Source organism: Leifsonia sp. NPDC080035 (assembly GCF_040050925.1).
GTDB lineage: Bacteria > Actinomycetota > Actinomycetes > Actinomycetales > Microbacteriaceae > Leifsonia.
In genome coordinates, this window is the sequence record NZ_CP157390.1 from 1,542,401 (window position 1) to 1,559,377 (window position 16,977).

A 16,977-nucleotide genomic window follows, 5' to 3' on the forward strand; every position below is an offset into this window, starting at 1 on the left:
GGCCGGCGTCCAGGGTGGATTCAGGGCAGCGGGACCGATGGACTCGAACCGAGGCGCTTCATCACGAGGGTGGAGGAGACCCGCTGGATGCCCGGAAGGCTTCCGAGCGCGCCGTCGAAGAGCTCCTGGTACGCCGCGAGGTCCGGCGTGAGCACGCGCAGCATGTAGTCGGGGTCGCCGAACAGCCGCTCCGCCTGGACGACGTTCGGGATCGCGACCACCGCCTCCTCGAATGCGCCGACGGTGTCGGGATCGGTCCGGCTGATCGTCACGAAGACGATCGCCTCGAAGGTCAGGCCGACGGCGGCGGGGGAGACCACCGCGCGGTAGTGCTCGATGACACCCGACTGCTCCAGCTCGCGCACGCGGCGGTGGCACGCGGAGAGGCTCAGGCCGACGCGCGAGGCGAGTTCGGTGACGCTGATCCGGCCGTCCTCCTGAAGCGCGGAGAGAATCTTGCGGTCGAGGCTGTCCATGCGGAAGATTCTCCTACACAACCGCGCGCCGGCCCACATTTATCGAAGCACTTTGCGCGGATCTTCGCGTACCTTCGTCCACCATGGACCCCTCGCTCGTCGCCCAGTTCTGGACGCTCGCCGTGCTGCTCGCGCTGACGCCGGGCGCCGACTGGGCGTATGTGATCACCGCGGGCCTGCGCGCCCGGTCGTTCGCGCCGACGCTCCTCGGGATGCTGTCCGCCTACGCCGTGCTCGTCGCCGCGGTCGCGGTGGGCGTCGGGGCGCTGGTCACGCGCTACCCGCTGGTGCTCACCGTCCTGACGCTCGGCGGCGCCGCGTACCTCATCTGGCTCGGGATGAACGCGCTCGTGCGCCGGGCGGAGCCGGTCGGCCCGCACGGCGAGCCGATCGCCGGGAGCGCGACGGCGCAATTCCTCCGCGGCGCGGGCGTCAGCGGCTTCAACCCGAAGGGCCTGCTGCTCCTGCTGGCGTTGCTGCCGCAGTTCACGAGCCCGGTGGGGATGCCCGCCGCCGCGCAGATGCTCGTGCTCGGCGCCCTGCACCTCGTCGACTGCGCGGTGATCTACTCGCTCGTCGCGGTGCTCGCGCGGCGCATCCTGCGCACCCGGCCGCGCGCCCTCGCCGTCGTCGCGAAGGTGTCCGGTGCGGCCATGGTGCTCATCGGCACCGCCCTGCTGGTCGAGCGGTTCCTCCAGGGCTGAAGGGCTGAAGGCCCCCGTCAGCGCGTGAACAGCGTGAGCGCCCCCCACTGCACAAGGATCACCGTCTTGCCGTCGGCGATCCGGCCGTCGGCGATCATCCCGAGCGCCTCGTCGTAGCCGATCGTGACCGCCTCGATCTCCTCGCCCTCGTCTGCGACGCCGCCCCCGCCGACGATGTCCGCCGGCCGGTACGGCGCCGCGTAGAAATGCACACGCTCCGTCACGGAGCCCGGGCTCATGTAGAGGTCGAACAGGTGCTCGAGCTCGCCGATCCGCACGCCGAGCTCCTCCGCGGCCTCCCGCCGGATCGCCTCCTCGGGCGCGTCGCCGTCCAGGAGGCCGGCGGCGGTCTCGACGAGCATCCCGTCGGGGTGGCCGTTGACGTAGGCGGGGAAGCGGAACTGCCGGGTCAACAGCAGCGTCCGCGCCTCCGGGTCGTAGAGCAGCACGGTCGCGCCGTTGCCGCGGTCGTAGGTCTCCCGCGACTGCGTCGTCCACGCGCCGTCGCGCCCGCGGTAGTCGAAGGTCGTTCGGCGCAGCACGTGCCAGCCGTCGGAGACGACCTCCACATCCGTGACGCGGACGTCCGCGTTACCGGAGAGGTCGCGCCCGGTCCGATGGAGGCCGGTGCGCCCCCTGCCGTCGGGATGGTCGTGGCCGGGACGCTCGTCGCTCATGGCGCGAGCCTATCCGGCGAAGCTCACGGCCGGATGTACGAGCCGATCACCTCACGGACCTCCACGCCGGCGCCCTGCCAGGTGGCCGGGTTGCGCCGCGCGATGGCGAGCGCCGCATCCAGGTCGTCCGCCTCGACGATGCCGATACCGGCGATGAGCTCCTTCGTCTCGGTGAAGGGGCCGTCGGTCACGCCGTCCTGGCGGACGGCCTTCGCCGCGCTCTTCGCCGCGAGCGCGAACGCGCCCGTGAGCGCGCCCTCGCGGATGAGGTCCTCGGAGTGGCGGTCGTGCTCGGCGAGCTCCTCCGGCGTGCCTTCGTGGCCGTCTGCGTAGATGATGATCGCGAACTGAGGCATGGTCGTTCCTCTCGTTGGTCGTTCGTTCCGTCACCCCTGCGTCGAACGGCCACGCCGGTTTTCGACACGTCAGCGGTAGCGGCGGCGGATCGCACGGGCGGCGAGGATGTCGGCGGCGTCGGCGTCGACCGCCTTCACGATCGCCGCGTCCGACTTCAGCGGCAGGGCGAGCCGACGTTCGGCCACCACGCCGTGCACCAGCTCCCGTGCGCGCTCGATCTCACTGTCCAGTTCTGCGCCGAGCAGCAGGACGACGTTGGCGATCCAGATCCACAGCAGGAAGACGATGATGCCGGCGAGCGCGCCGTAGGTCTTGTTGTAGCTGCCGAAGTTCGCCACGTAGAAGGCGAACAGGGCGGAGGCGATGCCGAGCAGGATGATCGCCACGAACGATCCCGGCGTGAGCCAGCGGAACTTCGGCTGCTTGACGTTCGGCGTCGCCGTGTACAGCAGAGCCACGAGAAGCACGAGCGCGAAGATCACGACCGGCCAGCGCAGGATGGACCACGCCACCTGCGCCGCCTCGCCCAGGCCGATGAGCCGGCCGATCGCCTCGGCGATCGGCCCGGAGACGACGAGCAGGATCGCCACCACGGCGATGAGGACGAGCGCGGCCAGGGTGACGCCGAGCTGCACCGGTCGCAGCGCGAACGCGGACCGGCCCTCCTTCACCCCGTACACCCGGTTCAGCGCGCGGCCGAAGCCGCCGACGTACCCGGACGCGGACCAGATCGCACCGACCGCGCCGATCACCAGCGCCCAGCCCGTCGCAGGGGAGGAGGCCAGGTTCTCGATCGGGCCCTTGACCACCGCGAGCATCCCCGGCGCGAGTTCGTCGACCATCCCGAACAGCGCATCGATGCCCTGCTGGCTCTGGCCGACCAGGCCCAGGATGCTGACCAGGGCGATCATCGCGGGGAACAGCGCGAGCACACCGAAATAGGTGAGTCCGGCCGCGAGGTCGGTGCAGGCGTCCTGACCGAAGCTGCGCATCGTGCGCTTCAGGATGTAGCCCCAGGGCAGGCGGTACCAGGGAACCTCAGCGGCCACGCGAGATCCCCCGCCACACGATCGCGGCGGCGCCGCCGGCGATCGCCAGGAAGATGCCGGCGAACACCACGGGATGCGACCGGATCTGCACGCGCGGGTTGAAGGTGGCGAAGAGGTCGTCGAGCGTCGATGCCAGCTCGGCGCGGGTGTCCTCGAGTTCGAGCTTGAGGGTGTTCATCCCCTTGGCGGTCACTGCTGCTCCCCTTTCAGCGCGCGGGCGTCGGCCTTCAGCTCGGATCCGAGGTCGTCGGGAACGGGAGGCATCCCGCGTTTCAGGCTGGCGCGTCCGATCAGGGCGGCGATCACGGCGATCACGATCAGGATGCCGGCCACGATCAGCGCCGCCAGCCAGCCGGGCACGATGAGGGCGAACGCGAAGACGGCGGCGGTGATCAGCACGCCGAACGCGAAGAACAGGAAGACGAGCGCACCGACGAGGAGGCCGGCGCCGATCCCGGCGGCCTTCGCCTTGGCGGCCATCTCGGCCTTGAACAGGGCGATCTCGCCCGCGAGCAGTCGCTTGATCTGTGCGATCGCGTCGCGGGTCAGCTCGGGCAGCGGGCGCAACCCCCGGGTGGTCCGGCGGCGCTCGCGGGGGAGCGGAGGCTTTTCGTCGGTCATGTCCGGCTGTCTCCCTTCTCTCGCCCGACCGTACCCCCAGCCCAGCGGACCCGCCAAGGGGCCGATCCGTATGGCGACCGTGGGCGGGCGATGGTGCACACTAGGGGCATGAGCGGCAATCCGAGCGTCGGAGCGGGTGGGATCCTCGTCGCGGTTGTGCCGGGCCAGCCAGTGACGGTCCTCGATCAGGCGGCGCGGCTGGCGGACGATCTCGACGTCCCCCTCGTCTGCGCGAACGTCGATCCGAACCGCTACCTGGTCTCGAGCTACGTCGATGGGACCGTCGTCGCGCTGCCGTACGACCCGGACCTGCCGGAGACCGAGGACGACACGTTCGACCCGGAACTCGAGGCGCGCATCCGCGAGACCCTCGCTGGGCGCGGCGTCCCGTTCACGCTCACGCAGCTCGCGGGCGATCCGGCGTGGGCGCTCGCCAGGCTGGCCGACCAGATGGATGCGCGATACATCGTCGTCGGAACGCGCGAGGCGGGGCTGCGTGGCAGCGTCCGGGAGTTCTTCAACGGCTCCGTCGCGGTGCACCTGGCGCACCGTCAGCACCGACCGGTGGTCGTGGTGCCCCTCGCTCCGGTCGAGGGCGGGGAGAAGCTGCCCTGGGAGGACCCGCCGGTATAGTGGCAGGGCGGCGATGGATCTCGCCGGGGCCGGCCGCAGAGGCTCGGCACGAACCGCGACGGTCGCTGATAGTTCCTGCGCTTCTTCTCGAAGGGTGGCTGATCCGTGTCCGCGAGACCCCCCGTGCCCGTGCACCTGCACTGGCGTTCCGTGCTGCTCGTCTTCGTCGGCGGGGCCGTCGGCACGACGGTGCGCTACCTGCTGTCGGTCGCGATCCCTCCGCTGCTCGGCGTCCCGGTGATCACGCTCGGGATCAACGTGCTCGGCGCGTTCGTGCTCGGCTGGCTGCTGCAGGCTCTGGCGCTGCGCGGACCTGACGAGGGTCGCCGCCGGGACCTGCGGCTGCTCTGCGGAACGGGCGTGCTCGGCGGGTTCACCACGTACAGTTCGTTCGCCGTCGACACCGATGGCTTGTTCGCCGCCGACAACCTGGCCGGCGGCATCGTCTACGCGGTTGCGACGATCGTGGTCGGAGCCTTGGCGTCCGTCGCCGGGATCGCGCTGGCCTCGGCGCTCGGCCGGCGGAAGGCGGCGCGCGCGTGACGCCGCTCCTCGTGATCGCCGTCGCGGCCGCCGGCGGAGTCGGTGCGGTGGCGCGCCTCGTCCTCGACGGCGTGCTGCGCAGCAGGGTGGCCGTCTCGTATCCGCTGGGGACGACCGTCATCAACGTGACGGGGTCGTTCCTGCTCGGGCTGGTGACCGGCCTCGCGCTGGCCCACGGCCTCCCGGCGGAGTGGCGCGCGATCCTCGGCACCGGCTTCCTCGGCGGCTACACCACGTTCAGCACGGCGAGCTACGAGACCGTCCGCCTCGCGCAGCAGCGCCGGTACCGTGCGGCGCTCTTCAACGGCGTCGGGATGCTCGTCCTCGCGCTCGCCGCGGCGGGGCTGGGGCTGTGGCTGGGCGGCCTCTAGGCCTCCTGGTCCATCCACCACTCGGTGAACTCCTGCGCGCGCCCGTCGGGGGCGAGCACGACGACCCACAGGTTGCTGTAGGTCGGGCCGTCCGCGTAGTCGGTCACGCCCTCGACGAAGTACGTCTCGCCGTCCCGGCCCGCCAGCCGCCACTCGAACTCCGCCGCCCCCGGCTCGTCCTGCGCGTCGAGCCAGCCTTCGACGATCTCCAGGTGGCCGTCCCACGGCTCGGCGAACGGTTCGGTGCGGTAGCTCGCGTCCTCGGTGAAGAGAGCGCGGATGTCGTCGGGGTCGTTCGACTCCCACGCGCGTCGATAACGGTCGATCCAGGTGGTGATCGCGTCGGCCATGCCCCCGTTATACGCCCTCCTCGGGTGGACCCACCAGACTGCGGCGCCCGCCGCGGTTACGCTGTGCCCATGGACGGCATCTTCCGGGAGTGGTCCGAGTTCAACGTCGCCGTCGCGGGTGCGGGAGCGGCGCTCGGCGGCCTGCTCATCGTCGCGCTGTCCGTGAACATCCGCCAGATCGCCGAGTCCCGTGGGCTCGCCGCTCGCGCCGGCGCGTCGATCGCGACACTGATCCTCGGCGTCGTGCTCAGCTGTGCCGCGCTCATCCCGGGGCAGCTCACCTGGGGCTTCGGCATCCAGGTGCTCGCCGGTACGGCTCTCTGCGGGATCGTCGCGGTGCGGTCGGCCGTCGCGATCCGGCGTGACTCCGCCGCGACCGGGTACGGCCGGTGGGATGCGGAGCGCATCGCGCTCTTCGGCCTCCCGCTGGTGTTCGATCTCGCCGCGGGCGTCCTGCTCCTCGGAGGTGCGGGGCTCGCCGCGCTGGGGCTGGTGTTCGTCGCGGTCGGGACGATGCTCGCGATCGTGACGACCGTGCTGTTCTCGTGGATCGCGCTGGTCGAGGTCCTGCGCTGAGGCGTCGTCAGCGGGCGGCGAGCGCCAGCTGCGGCAGCGCGTCGAGCAGCGGCGCGAGCTCGGGGATGCCGTGGGCCTCGTCGAGCGCTCCCGCGAGGGCGGCGTCGTGCACGGGGCGGGCCTGATCGAGGAGTGCGTGGCCGCCGCCGGTCAGCTCGGTGTAGATGCCGCGCCGGTCGTCCAGGCAGTCGACGCGCGTGAGCAGGCCGCGCTCCTCGAGCCGGTTGACGAGCCGGGTGGTTGCGCTCGGGCTGAGCGCGCTCGCGCGGGCGAGCTGCTGCATCCGCATGTGCCAGCCGTCCTGTCGATCGAGCGCGTCGAGCACCGTGTACTCGACGACGGAGAGCCCCGCTTCGCGGGTGAGCGCGCGCTCGAGTGCGGTCTCGATGAAGTCGTGCAGAGCGGCGAGCGTCCGCCAGCCCTGTGCGCGTACCTCGACGGCGTCGTCGGCGATTCCCACGGGTCCTCCTCGTTCGGGTTGCGCAATCTAATTGCACGTGCAACTATTTATGGCGCGCCTGCAACTAACAGGATACGCGTCACCGGCTTCCGCCCCGAGATTCACAGGAGTTCTGCATGCCTGCTGGCCTGATCGCCCTCGCCCTGGGCGGATTCGGCATCGGTCTGACCGAGTTCGTCATCGCCGGGCTGCTGCCCGAGGTCGCCGCCGACTTCCATGTCGATGCCGCCGCCGCCGGCTGGCTGATCTCCGGCTACGCGCTCGCCGTGGCGGTCGGCGCCGTCGGCCTCACCGCGGCCGCCACCCGGCTGCCGCGCAAGGCGGCGCTGCTCGGGCTGATGGTGCTCTTCATCCTCGGCAATGCCCTCTCCGCCGTGGCACCCAGCTACAGCGTGATGCTGGGGGGCCGCATCCTCGCCGCCCTCTGCCACGGCGCGTTCTTCGGCATCGGCTCCGTCGTCGCCGCAGGGATGGTCGCCGCCGACAAGCAGGCGCGCGCCATCGCCATCATGTTCACCGGCCTGACCGCGGCGAACGTGCTCGGCGTCCCGTTCGGCACCCTGCTCGGCCAGGCGCTCGGCTGGCGCTCGACGTTCTGGGCGATCACCGCGATCGGCGTGATCGCCCTGGCCGGCGTCGCACTGCTCGTCCCGCGCGAGGAGCGCGGCGCATCCGCGGGGCCGGGGCTGCGGACCGAGCTCGGCGCCTTCCGGTCCGGTCAGGTGTGGCTCTCGCTGGCGGCGACCACGCTCGGCTTCGGTGGAATGTTCGGGGCGTTCACCTACATCGCGTACACACTCACCGGGCTCTCGGGGTTCCCCTCCGGTGCGGTGCCGTGGCTGCTCATCCTGTTCGGCCTCGGCCTGTTCGCGGGCAACGCGCTCGGCGGGCGGCTGGCGGACCGGTCGGTGGACGGCACGCTGATCGCCGTGCTCGCGGTGCTCACTGTCGTGCTCGGCGTCTTCGCGCTGGTGGCCGCCATCCCCGTCGCTGCCGTGATCGCGCTCGTCCTGATGGGCGCCGCCGGCTTCGCGACCGTACCCGCGCTGCAGCTGCGGGTGCTCAGTTCGGCCGAGCACGCCCCGACGCTCGCGTCCGGGGCGAACATCGCCGCCTTCAACGTGGGGAACGCGCTGGGCGCCTGGCTCGGCGGTCTCACCATCTCGGCGGGTCTCGGCTACGCGTCGCCCCTGTGGGTGGGCGCGGGGATGACCGCCGCCGCGATCGTCGTGGTCGCGCTGGCCGCGGCGCGGCTCCGTCGTCGCTCCCCGGTGCGCGAGGAAGAGACCCTTCCTGTGCACTAGACCGCGGCGTACACTCGGCGATGTCTCGAACGGCTCGAAGCGATCAGGGGGTGATCGTGATGGAGGAAGCGCCCGACGTGCGCCGCTCCGCCCTCACCCCTGTGCGCCTGCTGATCGGCTCCCTCGTGGTCGGTGGCGGTCTCGCGGCACTGGCTCTCCTGCTCGGCGGCTCGCCCGCATCGGCGGCAGAGCCCGCCCCGCCCCCGAACCCCGTCGCCGCGGTCGTCTCGACCGTCACGGGCACCGTCGGGGACACGACCGGATCCATCGCCTCCGCCGTCTCGCCGGTGCTTCCGGCGCCGGTTCGCGAGACCGTGGCTCAGGTCGTCGCTCCGGTGACCGCGGCCGTCGACGATGCGGCTTCGTCGAGCCCGGTCGCGGGCGTGGTGCAGCCGATCGCCTCGACCGTGGACCAGGTGATCGCTTCGGTGCCCGTGGTCGGGTCGGTGGCGGGCGACTCGCCCGTCTCGAGCGTGACCGCGCCGGTCGCCTCGACCATCGACGCGGCGGTCTCCGACGTGTCCGGCGTCGTGGACGCGACCGTCGAGCCGTTGGCGCCGACGGCGATCGCCCCAGACCCCGGTGCGGTTTCCCCGCCCGTGGTGGATGTGCCCTCCTCCCCGAATCCCGCTGTGCCCTCGGTGGCCGTCGGGGCGTCGTCCGCCGTCACGGCGGCCCTCGATCACGCCCGCGTCCCGGCCGGCGGGCCGGTGCCCCTCGTCTCGGCTCTCTCGACGGTCGCGGCCGCCCCCGGTGCCTCCACGAGCTCCAATACGTACCTGCCTCGCGGCGTCGACCCCGCCGCACCCTGGCCGTCGTCGCCCGGCTCTCCCGCGCCCTCCGGCTCCGCCGGTGGTGCCGGTGCGGGCTCCGCGGGCGCCCCCGCGCTCGCCGCCTGGCTGAACGACGCCGCCGTCTCGACCGTGCTCTCCCGGGGCGCGGTCGCGCTGCCCGGCGACGACCGCATCCCGGCTTCTCCCGTCGAGGACCACGACTCCAGCCCCGACTGAGTGGGTCGCCGTCCGCCTTCGCGCGGACACGGACCAGACGCTCCCGACCGGGAGCGGCACACTCACTCGAAAGGCTGAACGATGAACAAGTACGTCTCCAGGGGGCTGTGGTTCACCCTCTGCGTCGGCGGGCTCTGGCTCGCAGGAACGGCCGCGGCCAACGCGGCGGAAGCACCATCCACGAGCGGCTCGGACGGAGTCGGCTCCGGCACACAGGCGGCGATCGGGGTCACGCTCCCGGTGACCGTCGCCGGCAATGGAATCTCGGTGGTCGGCGACGCGAACTCCGCCGACTCGACGGCTGCAGCGCCGTCGGCCCCCGCACCGGCCCCCGCGGTCGACGTGTCGACAAGCGGACTCGAGGGCGTCCTGAGCGGGACGCAGGCGCTGGTCAGCGTCGACGTACCGGTGACGGTCGCCGGCAACGCGGTCAGCGCGGTCGGGGACTCGGGCGGGACCGGCTCGTCGGTCGCCCCGGCGGCTCCGTCGCCCGCCGCGCCCGGCGCCTCCACCTCGGGCGCGGACGGCGTCGCCTCCGGAACGCAGGCGCCGATCGACCTGGCGGTGCCGGTGACGGTCTCCGGCAACTCCGTGAGCGTGCTCGGCGACAGCGCGTCGACGGGCTCGAACGCGGCGGCCGGCTCCGGCTCGGGAGGCACCGCATCGGCCCCGGCGACGTCGGGATCGGACGGTGTGCTCTCGGGCACGCAGGCACCGGTCGGGGCGAGCGTTCCGGTGACGGTCGGCGGCAACGCGATCAGCGTGCTGGGCGACAGCGCTTCGAGCGGTTCCTCCACCAGTGCCGCCGCGCCGTCGGGCGTGGCGGGATCCTCGCCGGTCACCTCGGGTGCCGACGGCATCCTCGGCGGCACGCAGGCGCCGATCGCGGCGAACGTTCCGGTGACGGCGGGCGGCAACGCGATCAGCGTGCTCGGCGACAGTGCTTCCAGCGGATCCTCGACCTCGGCTCCGGCCGCGGGCTCGGGCACCGGGTCGGCTCCGGCCACCTCGGGTTCGGACGGGATCCTCGGCGGCACGCAGGTCCCGGTGGTTGTGGGTGCGCCCGTGACCGCGGGCGGCAACGCGATCAGCGTGCTCGGCGACTCCTCGACCGGGTCCGCGACGGTCACCTCCCCTGTCACCGGTCCGGCTGCCGGAGACGGTGGCACCGTGACCACCGGTGACGGCGGCCTCCTCGGCGGAACGCAGCTGCCCATCCAGCTGGGGCTGCCGGTGACGGTCGGCGGCAACGCGATCAGCGTCGTCGGGGACACCAGCACCACGGGGTCCACAACGACGCCGGGTACGCCGGGTACACCTGGGACCCCGGGAACGCCGGGTACGCCTGGAACCCCGGGCACCCCGGCGGGCCCGGCCGCCCCGGGTTCGTCCGCCGCTGCTTCCGGCAGCATGCCCGCCACCGCGGCGATCGCGGCGACCGGTGCGGTGTCCGCGCTCGACGGATCCGCTCGGCTGGCGTCCACGGGATCGGACGCGAGCGGGATCGGCGCCCTGGCCGCCCTGCTCGGCCTGCTGGGCGTGCTCGCCGTGTTCGGCGCGGCCAACCGACGCCGGCACGGGATGCGCTGACGCGCACAGAGAGGCGGTGCGCCGGGTGCTCTCCGGCGTACCGCCTCTCCGTCATGCCCGGTGCGGCGTGGTCAGTCTCCGATCGGCCGTCCCGGGGGCAACGGTGCGTCCGAGCCGATGAACGCCCTGCCGCCGTTGTGCAGCGTCTCCCTGCGCTGCACCTCGGCGAGGAGGGCCTTGCCCACCATCTCGGACCAGCTGCGGTCGCCCTCCACGTTCGACGTCGACCGGTACGCGGCCCTGGCCCGGTTGCGGAGCTCGTCCGGAAGATAGAAGGTGACGGTGGTCCGTGCGATGCGGTGGGACGGCTCCGCGACGGTGGCGGAGGGCAGGCGGAACTCGGCCGCGGTCGCGCCGGGAGTGGCCTCGTCGTCAAGACTCATGGTGACACCTCGCAGAGTGCAGCATCTGATATGTGAGACACATCATACACGTGCATTTCATTCGGAAGTGTGAGCGCGGGAGGCGGATGCCGCGGTTCAGCGCGAGAGGCGCTCGACGATCGTCCCGAACAGTTCGGGACGTCCCGCCGCGGTCGGGACGATGCGCGGCCGCCACCGCGAGCGCGCGGCGACGACGAGTCCGGAGGTGAGCATCCGGAAATCCCTGGTGGTCGCGCGCCAGGCCCGCTCGTACTGCTCGGTGTTCCCCGCACGGACGGCGGCGACCGCCGCGCGCGCCTGGGCGAAGCCGACGCGCATCCCTTCGCCGGTCAGGGCGTCGACGTAGCCGGAGGCGTCCCCGGCGAGCAGCACGCGACCGTGCGTTCGCGCGCGCGACCGCTGCAGCAGGGGACCGGCGCCGCGTACATCGGAGACGGGAAGCGCGCTCCCGAGGCGACCGGCGAGTTCCGGGATGGCGCCCACGACCGCCGCCTGGTCCAGCGGCCGCGCGCCGAGGATCGCCACGCCGACCGTGTGGTCGTCGACCGGCGTGACGTAAGCCTCCGCCGTTGGCGACCAGTGCACTTCCACCAGGTCCGTCCACGGCTCGACCTCGTAGTGCCGGCGGATGCCGAACCGCCGGCGGGCGGACGGCTGGGCGCGGCCGTCGAGGCCGAGCATCCTGCGGACGGGGGAGTGCAGGCCGTCCGCGGCGATCAGCCACGGGGTGTCGACTTCCGACGGTGTGTCGGTGGCGACGGTCAGCACCACCCGCGAGCGTTCCTGCACGACGCCGGTGACCCGGGTGCGGAGGAAGCGAGCGCCCACCTCGACGGCGCGGCGCTCGAGGGCGCTGTGCAGGGTGGTGCGCCGCACCCCGCGGCCGGGCCGCTCCACGAACCGGTGCTCCACACGCGACTCGGCGTCCACGTACGCGATCCCGGCGATCGTCCGGCCGGGAGGGTCGACGCCGATCCTGTGCAGGGCCGCCAGCGCGCCCGGCATCAGCCCCTCGCCGCACGCCTTGTCGATGGGAGCCGGCCGCGGCTCAACGACGAGCACGTCCATCCCGGACAGGCGCGCCTCGATCGCGCAGGCGAGCCCGACCGGTCCGCCGCCGACGACGATGAGCTCCGCCGCCGTCATGCGCGGGCGGGGAGGACGGACGCGAGCGCGCGGTTCTCGCACGGGATGCGGAAGCCGAGCAGGAGCACCGCGTTCAGCACGGTGAAGGCGGCGGCGGTGATCCAGGCGGTGTGCACCAGGGGGAGTGCGAAGCCCTCCACGACGACGGCGACGTAGTTCGGGTGGCTCAGCCACCGGTACGGACCGCGGGTCACCAGGGGAAGGTCTCGGACGATGATCACGCGGGTGTTCCAGCGCGGCCCGAGCGAGGCGATGCACCACCAGCGCAGCGCCTGGCTCGCGAGCACGAGGACGAGCATCGGCCAGCCCAGCCATGGCAGGAACGGCCGGTCGAGGAACCACACCTCCGCGAGGCACGCGAGCAGCAGACCCGTGTGCAGCGCGACCATCGGCGGGAAGTGGCGCCGGCCGAACTCCACGCCGCCCCGGGCGAACGACCAGCGCGCGTTGCGCGCGGACAGGACGAGCTCGGCGATGCGCTCGCCGCCGGTCGCGAGCACGAGGAGTGTGTACCAGATCATGCCGCCGCGCCCAGCTCCTTCGCGCCGGCCCAGCGCAACAGGACGAGCTCGCTGGTCACCCCGGGCCCGAGCGCGAAGAGCAGGCCGACCGTGCCGGGCGGGTGCGCATCCAGCTGTTCGGCCAGCACGTGCAGCACGGCGGCGGACGACAGGTTGCCGACGCGGGCGAGGGACCGCCAGCTCGCGTCCAGCGCGCCCTCCGGGAGGTCGAGCGCGCGCGAGAACGCCTCCAGCACCTTGGGGCCGCCGGGATGCGCCGCCCAGGCGGCGACGTCGCCGACCTCGAGGTCGTGTGCGGCCAGGATGCCGCGGGCGTCGTCCGCGAAGTTGCGGTCGATCACGTCGGGGACGCCGGCGCTCAGGACGATGCGGAAGCCCGTCCCCCCGATGTCCCAGCCGATCACGTCGGCGGTGTCGGGGTAGATGTGGCTGCGGGTGTCGACGATCTCCGGGCCGGGGAGGCCGAGCGCCTCGGCGCGGCGGTCGCCGACGAGCACGACGGCGGCGGCGCCGTCGCCGAAGAGCCCGCTCGCGACGATGTTGGCCATCGAGTCGTCCGCGGCCTGAACGGTCAGCGAGCAGAGCTCGACGGAGAGCAGCACGGCGACCTCATCCGGGTGGCCGGCCAGGTAGTCGTGGACCCGGGCGAGTCCTGCGGCACCCGCGACGCAGCCCAGACCGAAGCTCGGCAGTCGCTTCACGTCGGGGCGCATCCCGAGCCGCTGGACCAGCTGTGCGTCGATCGAGGGGGCGGCGATGCCGGTGACCGAGGTGAAGAGCAGGTAGTCGACGTCGCGGGGTTCCAGGCCGGCGGAGGCGAGGGCCTGCGTGATCGCGCGCTCGGCGAGGGAGGTGCCCTCGGCGATGAAGAAGTCGTTCGACTCCCGGAACGAGGCGAGCGAGCTGTAGCGCTCCAGGGGCATGACCAGGCTGCGGGTCTCGACACCGCTCGAGGCGTGGATCCGGCGCATCACGGCTTGCCGGGACGGGTCCGTCGTGATCATCGCGAGCAGCGCGGCGGTGATCTCGCCCTGGCTGTATGTGCGGGCGGGAAGCACGGGCGCCACGGCGACGATTCGGCTCACAAGCGCAACGTACCACCGGGGGACCGGCGCGAGGCCGGGTCGCAGGGAACTCGCATCCCGCGGGTGCGGATGGCACGATGAACGGATGCCCGAGACGTTCGACGACCTGATCGCCCTGGGGGAGAGCGCCGACGTGACCGGCTGGGACTTCTCCTGGCTGGACGGCCGCGCCACCGAGGAGCGGCCGCCGTGGGGATACGCTCGCCTGCTCGCGGAGCGGCTGGAGCGCGCGAGCGCGTCCCTCGACATCCAGACCGGGGGCGGCGAGGTGCTGGCGGAGGCGCGCGTCTTCCCGCCGACCGCGGTCGCCACCGAGTCGTGGCCGCCGAACGTGGCCGCAGCCACCCGGCTCCTGCATCCGCGCGGAGTCGTGGTGGTGGCCGACGCGGATGAGCCCCCGCTGCCCTTCGCGGACGCCGCGTTCGACCTCGTGACCAGCCGGCATCCGGCGACCGTGCACTGGGCCGAGATCGCGCGGGTGCTCGCACCGGGCGGCTCGTACGTCGCCCAGCACGTCGGCCCCGCGTCCGCGTTCGAGCTGATCGAGTTCTTCCTCGGCCCCCAGCCGGAGGCCCGCCGCGGACGTCACCACGACGACGAGGCCGCGGCGGCGCGGCGCGCGGGCCTGGAGGTCGTCGACCTGCGCATCGCCCGCACCCGCATCGAGATCTTCGACGTCGCCGCGGTCGTCTACCTGCTGCGCAAGGTGATCTGGTGGGTGCCGGGGTTCACGGTCGACGCGTACCGGGACCGGCTGCGCGACCTGCACGACCTGATCCAGCGCGATGGCCCGTTCGTGGCGTACTCGTCGCGGCACCTCATCGAGGCGCGCAAGCGCGCCTAGGCGAGCACGGCGAACGCGTCGATCTCGACCAGCATCTCCGCACGGGGGAGGCCCGTGAACACGGTGGTGCGAGCGGGCAGCACGCCCGAGGCGACCCGCGCGCCGAGGAACTCGCCGTAGGCCTCGTTCATGGCGGCGAAGTCGTCGCGGGTGGTTAGGTAGACGCGCAGCATCATCACGTCGTCGAAGCCCGCGCCTCCCGCCGCGAGCACCGCCTCCACGTTCTGCAGGGTGCGGATGGTCTGCGCGCGCACGTCGCCCGGGTGCAGATACTCGTTCGTGGCAGGGTCGACGGGACCCTGGCCGGAGACCTGCAGGAACGGCCCTCGGCGGACGCCCTGGGAGAAGGTGTGGGCGGGCGCCGGGGCGTCCTCGGTGCTGACGGCGATACGGTCGGTCATGCGGTCGTCCTCTCGGTCGTGGCGGTGGTCATGGTCGCGCTCGTGGCGGTGGTGTCGCTCGTCGCGGCGGCCGGGCCCGCAGGGGCGCCCAGCTCGGCGGAGATGCGCGCGGTGGCGGCGAGCAGCGCGGGCACCAGGCCGAGCACGCCCTCGTACGGGAGCACGACGTTCGGCACGGAGACCGACACGGCCGCGGCGACGCGACCGTCCGGCCCGTAGACGGGTGCGCCGACGCAGTTCATGAACGTCTCGTGCTCCTCGTGGTCCTCGGCCCAGCCGCGCTCGGCGCCGCGATGCACCTCCTCGAGCAGAGCCTCGGGGGTGGTCAGCGTGCGGTCGGTGAAGCGCTCGAACGAGATGGCGGCGACGACCCGCTCCCGCTCCGGAAGGTCGAGACCCCCGAGCAGCACCTTGCCGACCGCGGTGGCGTTCAGCGGCGCCGGCAGCCCGATCCGCGAGTACATCCGCAGCGGCTGGCGCGACTCGACCTTGTCCACGTAGCTGACGATCCCATCCTGGTACGTCGCGAGGTGGACGGTCTGCCCGGTCTCCGCCGCGAGGGCTCGCAGTGCGGGGGCCGCGGCGGCGCGCACGTCCTGGGCGTCGAGGGCGGTGGACGCGAGCGCGAAGACGGCGGGGCCGACGTGGTAGCGGTGCGCGCTGTCCCTGCCGACGAAGCCGCGCTCCTCCAGCGTCTGCAGCAGCCGAAGCACGGTCGACTTGTGCACGCCGACCTCGGCGGCCAGCGCATCCAGCGTGCGCACGCCGCGCGAGACGAGATCGAGGATGTCGAGGGCGCGACCGAGGGACTGGCTCATGCGCCGCTCGCCTCCCGCCACGGGATCTCGCCGGGATGCACGCGCCAGCCCGCCCACTCGTCCTCCGTCGCGGCGGCGATCCGTTCACGCTCGCCGGCGGTCGGGACGGTCAGCGGCCGGTCGCCGTGCCCGATCAGGGTCAGCGAGGCGAGAGCGTGCCCGAAGCGCAGCGCGACCGCATCCTCCCGGCCCTCGGCCAGGGCCGCGAGGAATCCTGCGGCGAACGCGTCTCCCGCCCCGACCGGCTCGACGACCTCCACCGTGAGACATGGCACGTGGGTCTCGCGGCCCTCGCGCCGGTACACGGAGGCCCGGTGCGCCTCGTCCTTGACGACGATGGTGCTGAGCCCGGGATGCGCGTCGAAGATATCCGCCGCCTCCGCGTGACCGAAGTGGGTCACGGCCTCGTCCCGGCCGACGAGCAGCAGGTCGGCCTGGTCGATCAGGGCGCCGAGGGGCGCGGTGTCTCGGTCGCGCCAGAGCTGCGGGCGCAGGTTCAGGTCGACGCTGACGACGGTGCCCGCCCCGACCGCGGCGCGCAGCCCGGCGACGGCCTCCGCCGTGCTCGCCGAGAGAGCGGCGGTGATGCCGCTGGTGTGCACGATCGCGGCGCGCGTCAGCAGGGCCGCGGCCGGTGCACTGCCGAGCTGGGAGCTGTCGAGCGCGGAGGCGGCCGACCCGGAGCGGTAGTAGTGCATCCGCGTGCGCACGCCGTCGGCGCCGGTCGTCGGCTCCTTGACGTAGAGTCCCGTGGCGCGCCCGGCGTCCCGCTCGACGGCGCTGGTGTCGACGCCGGCCTCAGCGGCGACGGTCAGGATCCGGTCGCCGAAGCCGTCGTCGCCGAGGCGCGACACCCACGCGGAGGGGATGCCCAGCCGGGCGAGCGTCGTGGCGACGTTGAACTCCGCGCCGCCGACGTCGGACCCGAACGACCGCGCCTCCGCGAGGGAGTGGCGGCCGTCCGGGTAGAGCGCGATCATGGCCTCGCCGATGGTGACGATGGGCCCGTCGGACGTCGGCATCGATCCACCTTTCGCGTGCGGGTGAGGCCTATGCTA

General features: G+C 72.8%; 24 protein-coding genes and 1 riboswitch. Of the genes, 9 read left to right on the forward strand and 15 right to left on the reverse strand.

Translation table 11 applies throughout. The features are described 5' to 3' along the window. Nucleotides 1-20 precede the first annotated feature (20 nt). A complete protein-coding gene (locus AAME72_RS07585; RefSeq protein ID WP_348789629.1) occupies nucleotides 21-476 on the reverse strand; it encodes an Lrp/AsnC family transcriptional regulator in 456 nt (151 codons plus the stop codon). Between the two features lie 83 nt (nucleotides 477-559). Here AAME72_RS07585 and AAME72_RS07590 point away from each other — a divergent pair, with 83 nt between their 5' ends. Then, entirely contained in the window at nucleotides 560-1,180 is a 621-nt protein-coding gene (locus tag AAME72_RS07590; RefSeq protein WP_348789630.1) for a LysE family translocator, read from the forward strand. A gap of 17 nt (nucleotides 1,181-1,197) precedes the next feature. Here AAME72_RS07590 and AAME72_RS07595 read toward each other — a convergent pair whose 3' ends face one another. The 5 genes from AAME72_RS07595 to AAME72_RS07615 all read right to left on the reverse strand — a co-directional run bounded on the left by AAME72_RS07595 (nucleotide 1,198) and on the right by AAME72_RS07615 (nucleotide 3,884). Then, a complete protein-coding gene (locus AAME72_RS07595; RefSeq protein ID WP_348789631.1) occupies nucleotides 1,198-1,857 on the reverse strand; it encodes an NUDIX domain-containing protein in 660 nt (219 codons plus the stop codon). Nucleotides 1,858-1,880: 23 nt separating this feature from the next. Beyond that, nucleotides 1,881-2,213, reverse strand: coding sequence for a YciI family protein (locus tag AAME72_RS07600; protein ID WP_348789632.1), 333 nt, complete (start codon nucleotides 2,211-2,213; stop codon nucleotides 1,881-1,883). 69 nt (nucleotides 2,214-2,282) lie between these two features. Then, nucleotides 2,283-3,263 carry a YihY/virulence factor BrkB family protein gene (locus tag AAME72_RS07605; protein WP_348789633.1) on the reverse strand — a complete coding sequence of 327 codons (981 nt, stop codon included), beginning with the start codon at nucleotides 3,261-3,263 and terminating at the stop codon, nucleotides 2,283-2,285. After that, nucleotides 3,253-3,456 (reverse strand): DUF3618 domain-containing protein, encoded by a 204-nt coding sequence (locus AAME72_RS07610; protein WP_348789634.1) that lies wholly within the window; start codon nucleotides 3,454-3,456, stop codon nucleotides 3,253-3,255. The genes AAME72_RS07605 and AAME72_RS07610 overlap by 11 nt, the downstream gene beginning before the upstream one ends. Continuing rightward, entirely contained in the window at nucleotides 3,453-3,884 is a 432-nt protein-coding gene (locus AAME72_RS07615; protein WP_348789635.1) for a phage holin family protein, read from the reverse strand. The genes AAME72_RS07610 and AAME72_RS07615 overlap by 4 nt, the downstream gene beginning before the upstream one ends. A 108-nt stretch (nucleotides 3,885-3,992) precedes the next feature. Here AAME72_RS07615 and AAME72_RS07620 point away from each other — a divergent pair, with 108 nt between their 5' ends. From AAME72_RS07620 to crcB, 3 genes are all read left to right on the forward strand, one after another. Beyond that, nucleotides 3,993-4,517, forward strand: a complete 525-nt coding sequence (locus AAME72_RS07620; protein ID WP_348789636.1) for a universal stress protein — start codon at nucleotides 3,993-3,995, stop codon at nucleotides 4,515-4,517. Continuing rightward, nucleotides 4,518-4,602, forward strand: a riboswitch (Fluoride riboswitch). It begins immediately after the preceding gene. A 20-nt stretch (nucleotides 4,603-4,622) separates the two neighbouring features. Beyond that, a complete protein-coding gene (locus AAME72_RS07625) occupies nucleotides 4,623-5,060 on the forward strand; it encodes a CrcB family protein (RefSeq protein WP_348789637.1) in 438 nt (145 codons plus the stop codon). Then, nucleotides 5,057-5,431 carry a fluoride efflux transporter CrcB gene (gene crcB, locus AAME72_RS07630; protein ID WP_348789638.1) on the forward strand — a complete coding sequence of 125 codons (375 nt, stop codon included), beginning with the start codon at nucleotides 5,057-5,059 and terminating at the stop codon, nucleotides 5,429-5,431. Before AAME72_RS07625 ends, crcB begins: the two co-directional genes overlap by 4 nt. On the opposite strand, the gene AAME72_RS07635 is transcribed toward crcB, so the two are convergent. Continuing rightward, on the reverse strand, nucleotides 5,428-5,781 hold the full coding sequence (locus AAME72_RS07635; RefSeq protein WP_348789639.1) for a nuclear transport factor 2 family protein: 354 nt from the start codon (nucleotides 5,779-5,781) through the stop codon (nucleotides 5,428-5,430). The two genes, crcB and AAME72_RS07635, sit on opposite strands and share 4 nt — an antisense overlap. A gap of 69 nt (nucleotides 5,782-5,850) precedes the next feature. Between AAME72_RS07635 and AAME72_RS07640 the strand changes: the two genes are divergently transcribed. Beyond that, complete coding sequence (locus AAME72_RS07640; RefSeq protein WP_348789640.1) at nucleotides 5,851-6,357, forward strand: hypothetical protein; 507 nt, start codon at nucleotides 5,851-5,853, stop codon at nucleotides 6,355-6,357. Nucleotides 6,358-6,364: 7 nt separating this feature from the next. Here AAME72_RS07640 and AAME72_RS07645 read toward each other — a convergent pair whose 3' ends face one another. Continuing rightward, a complete protein-coding gene (locus tag AAME72_RS07645) occupies nucleotides 6,365-6,817 on the reverse strand; it encodes a MarR family transcriptional regulator (protein WP_348789641.1) in 453 nt (150 codons plus the stop codon). Nucleotides 6,818-6,933: 116 nt separating this feature from the next. Between AAME72_RS07645 and AAME72_RS07650 the strand changes: the two genes are divergently transcribed. The 3 genes from AAME72_RS07650 to AAME72_RS07660 all read left to right on the forward strand — a co-directional run bounded on the left by AAME72_RS07650 (nucleotide 6,934) and on the right by AAME72_RS07660 (nucleotide 10,721). After that, nucleotides 6,934-8,121, forward strand: a complete 1,188-nt coding sequence (locus tag AAME72_RS07650) for an MFS transporter (protein WP_348789642.1) — start codon at nucleotides 6,934-6,936, stop codon at nucleotides 8,119-8,121. A gap of 56 nt (nucleotides 8,122-8,177) precedes the next feature. Next, nucleotides 8,178-9,131: a hypothetical protein gene (locus AAME72_RS07655; RefSeq protein ID WP_348789643.1), complete on the forward strand. Its 954-nt coding sequence runs from the start codon at nucleotides 8,178-8,180 to the stop codon at nucleotides 9,129-9,131. Between the two features lie 81 nt (nucleotides 9,132-9,212). Further along, the gene (locus tag AAME72_RS07660) at nucleotides 9,213-10,721 is read left to right on the forward strand and encodes a hypothetical protein (protein WP_348789644.1); all 1,509 of its coding nucleotides are present in this window, start codon (nucleotides 9,213-9,215) and stop codon (nucleotides 10,719-10,721) included. A 71-nt stretch (nucleotides 10,722-10,792) separates the two neighbouring features. Here the strand turns inward: AAME72_RS07660 and AAME72_RS07665 are convergent, their stop codons facing one another. From AAME72_RS07665 to AAME72_RS07680, 4 genes are all read right to left on the reverse strand, one after another. Next, nucleotides 10,793-11,104 carry a hypothetical protein gene (locus tag AAME72_RS07665; protein ID WP_348789645.1) on the reverse strand — a complete coding sequence of 104 codons (312 nt, stop codon included), beginning with the start codon at nucleotides 11,102-11,104 and terminating at the stop codon, nucleotides 10,793-10,795. Nucleotides 11,105-11,200: 96 nt separating this feature from the next. Further along, complete coding sequence (locus AAME72_RS07670; RefSeq protein ID WP_348789646.1) at nucleotides 11,201-12,250, reverse strand: NAD(P)/FAD-dependent oxidoreductase; 1,050 nt, start codon at nucleotides 12,248-12,250, stop codon at nucleotides 11,201-11,203. Next, nucleotides 12,247-12,771, reverse strand: a complete 525-nt coding sequence (locus tag AAME72_RS07675) for an isoprenylcysteine carboxyl methyltransferase family protein (protein WP_348789647.1) — start codon at nucleotides 12,769-12,771, stop codon at nucleotides 12,247-12,249. The genes AAME72_RS07670 and AAME72_RS07675 overlap by 4 nt, the downstream gene beginning before the upstream one ends. After that, a complete protein-coding gene (locus AAME72_RS07680) occupies nucleotides 12,768-13,856 on the reverse strand; it encodes a type III polyketide synthase (RefSeq protein WP_348789648.1) in 1,089 nt (362 codons plus the stop codon). Before AAME72_RS07680 ends, AAME72_RS07675 begins: the two co-directional genes overlap by 4 nt. An 85-nt stretch (nucleotides 13,857-13,941) precedes the next feature. On the opposite strand from AAME72_RS07680, the gene AAME72_RS07685 reads away from it, so the two are divergent. After that, nucleotides 13,942-14,700 carry a class I SAM-dependent methyltransferase gene (locus tag AAME72_RS07685; RefSeq protein WP_348789649.1) on the forward strand — a complete coding sequence of 253 codons (759 nt, stop codon included), beginning with the start codon at nucleotides 13,942-13,944 and terminating at the stop codon, nucleotides 14,698-14,700. On the opposite strand, the gene AAME72_RS07690 is transcribed toward AAME72_RS07685, so the two are convergent. From AAME72_RS07690 to AAME72_RS07700, 3 genes are read right to left on the reverse strand one after another with little or no spacing between them, the layout of a single operon-like run. Continuing rightward, the gene (locus AAME72_RS07690; RefSeq protein ID WP_348789650.1) at nucleotides 14,697-15,101 is read right to left on the reverse strand and encodes a RidA family protein; all 405 of its coding nucleotides are present in this window, start codon (nucleotides 15,099-15,101) and stop codon (nucleotides 14,697-14,699) included. The two genes, AAME72_RS07685 and AAME72_RS07690, sit on opposite strands and share 4 nt — an antisense overlap. Next, nucleotides 15,098-15,919, reverse strand: a complete 822-nt coding sequence (locus tag AAME72_RS07695; protein WP_348789651.1) for an IclR family transcriptional regulator — start codon at nucleotides 15,917-15,919, stop codon at nucleotides 15,098-15,100. The genes AAME72_RS07690 and AAME72_RS07695 overlap by 4 nt, the downstream gene beginning before the upstream one ends. Further along, nucleotides 15,916-16,941: a sugar kinase gene (locus tag AAME72_RS07700; RefSeq protein WP_348789652.1), complete on the reverse strand. Its 1,026-nt coding sequence runs from the start codon at nucleotides 16,939-16,941 to the stop codon at nucleotides 15,916-15,918. The genes AAME72_RS07695 and AAME72_RS07700 overlap by 4 nt, the downstream gene beginning before the upstream one ends. Nucleotides 16,942-16,977 lie beyond the last annotated feature (36 nt).

Coding starts and splice junctions, on each gene's coding strand:
- AAME72_RS07675 (WP_348789647.1), bottom strand. CDS start 12,771: ATGATCTGGTACACACTCCTCGTGCTCGCGACCGGCGGCGAGCGCATC.
- AAME72_RS07700 (WP_348789652.1), bottom strand. CDS start 16,941: ATGCCGACGTCCGACGGGCCCATCGTCACCATCGGCGAGGCCATGATC.
- AAME72_RS07615 (WP_348789635.1), bottom strand. CDS start 3,884: ATGACCGACGAAAAGCCTCCGCTCCCCCGCGAGCGCCGCCGGACCACC.
- AAME72_RS07590 (WP_348789630.1), top strand. CDS start 560: ATGGACCCCTCGCTCGTCGCCCAGTTCTGGACGCTCGCCGTGCTGCTC.
- AAME72_RS07660 (WP_348789644.1), top strand. CDS start 9,213: ATGAACAAGTACGTCTCCAGGGGGCTGTGGTTCACCCTCTGCGTCGGC.
- AAME72_RS07640 (WP_348789640.1), top strand. CDS start 5,851: ATGGACGGCATCTTCCGGGAGTGGTCCGAGTTCAACGTCGCCGTCGCG.
- AAME72_RS07690 (WP_348789650.1), bottom strand. CDS start 15,101: ATGACCGACCGTATCGCCGTCAGCACCGAGGACGCCCCGGCGCCCGCC.
- AAME72_RS07650 (WP_348789642.1), top strand. CDS start 6,934: ATGCCTGCTGGCCTGATCGCCCTCGCCCTGGGCGGATTCGGCATCGGT.
- AAME72_RS07600 (WP_348789632.1), bottom strand. CDS start 2,213: ATGCCTCAGTTCGCGATCATCATCTACGCAGACGGCCACGAAGGCACG.
- AAME72_RS07685 (WP_348789649.1), top strand. CDS start 13,942: ATGCCCGAGACGTTCGACGACCTGATCGCCCTGGGGGAGAGCGCCGAC.
- AAME72_RS07670 (WP_348789646.1), bottom strand. CDS start 12,250: ATGACGGCGGCGGAGCTCATCGTCGTCGGCGGCGGACCGGTCGGGCTC.
- AAME72_RS07665 (WP_348789645.1), bottom strand. CDS start 11,104: ATGAGTCTTGACGACGAGGCCACTCCCGGCGCGACCGCGGCCGAGTTC.
- AAME72_RS07585 (WP_348789629.1), bottom strand. CDS start 476: ATGGACAGCCTCGACCGCAAGATTCTCTCCGCGCTTCAGGAGGACGGC.
- AAME72_RS07620 (WP_348789636.1), top strand. CDS start 3,993: ATGAGCGGCAATCCGAGCGTCGGAGCGGGTGGGATCCTCGTCGCGGTT.
- AAME72_RS07635 (WP_348789639.1), bottom strand. CDS start 5,781: ATGGCCGACGCGATCACCACCTGGATCGACCGTTATCGACGCGCGTGG.
- AAME72_RS07595 (WP_348789631.1), bottom strand. CDS start 1,857: ATGAGCGACGAGCGTCCCGGCCACGACCATCCCGACGGCAGGGGGCGC.
- AAME72_RS07695 (WP_348789651.1), bottom strand. CDS start 15,919: ATGAGCCAGTCCCTCGGTCGCGCCCTCGACATCCTCGATCTCGTCTCG.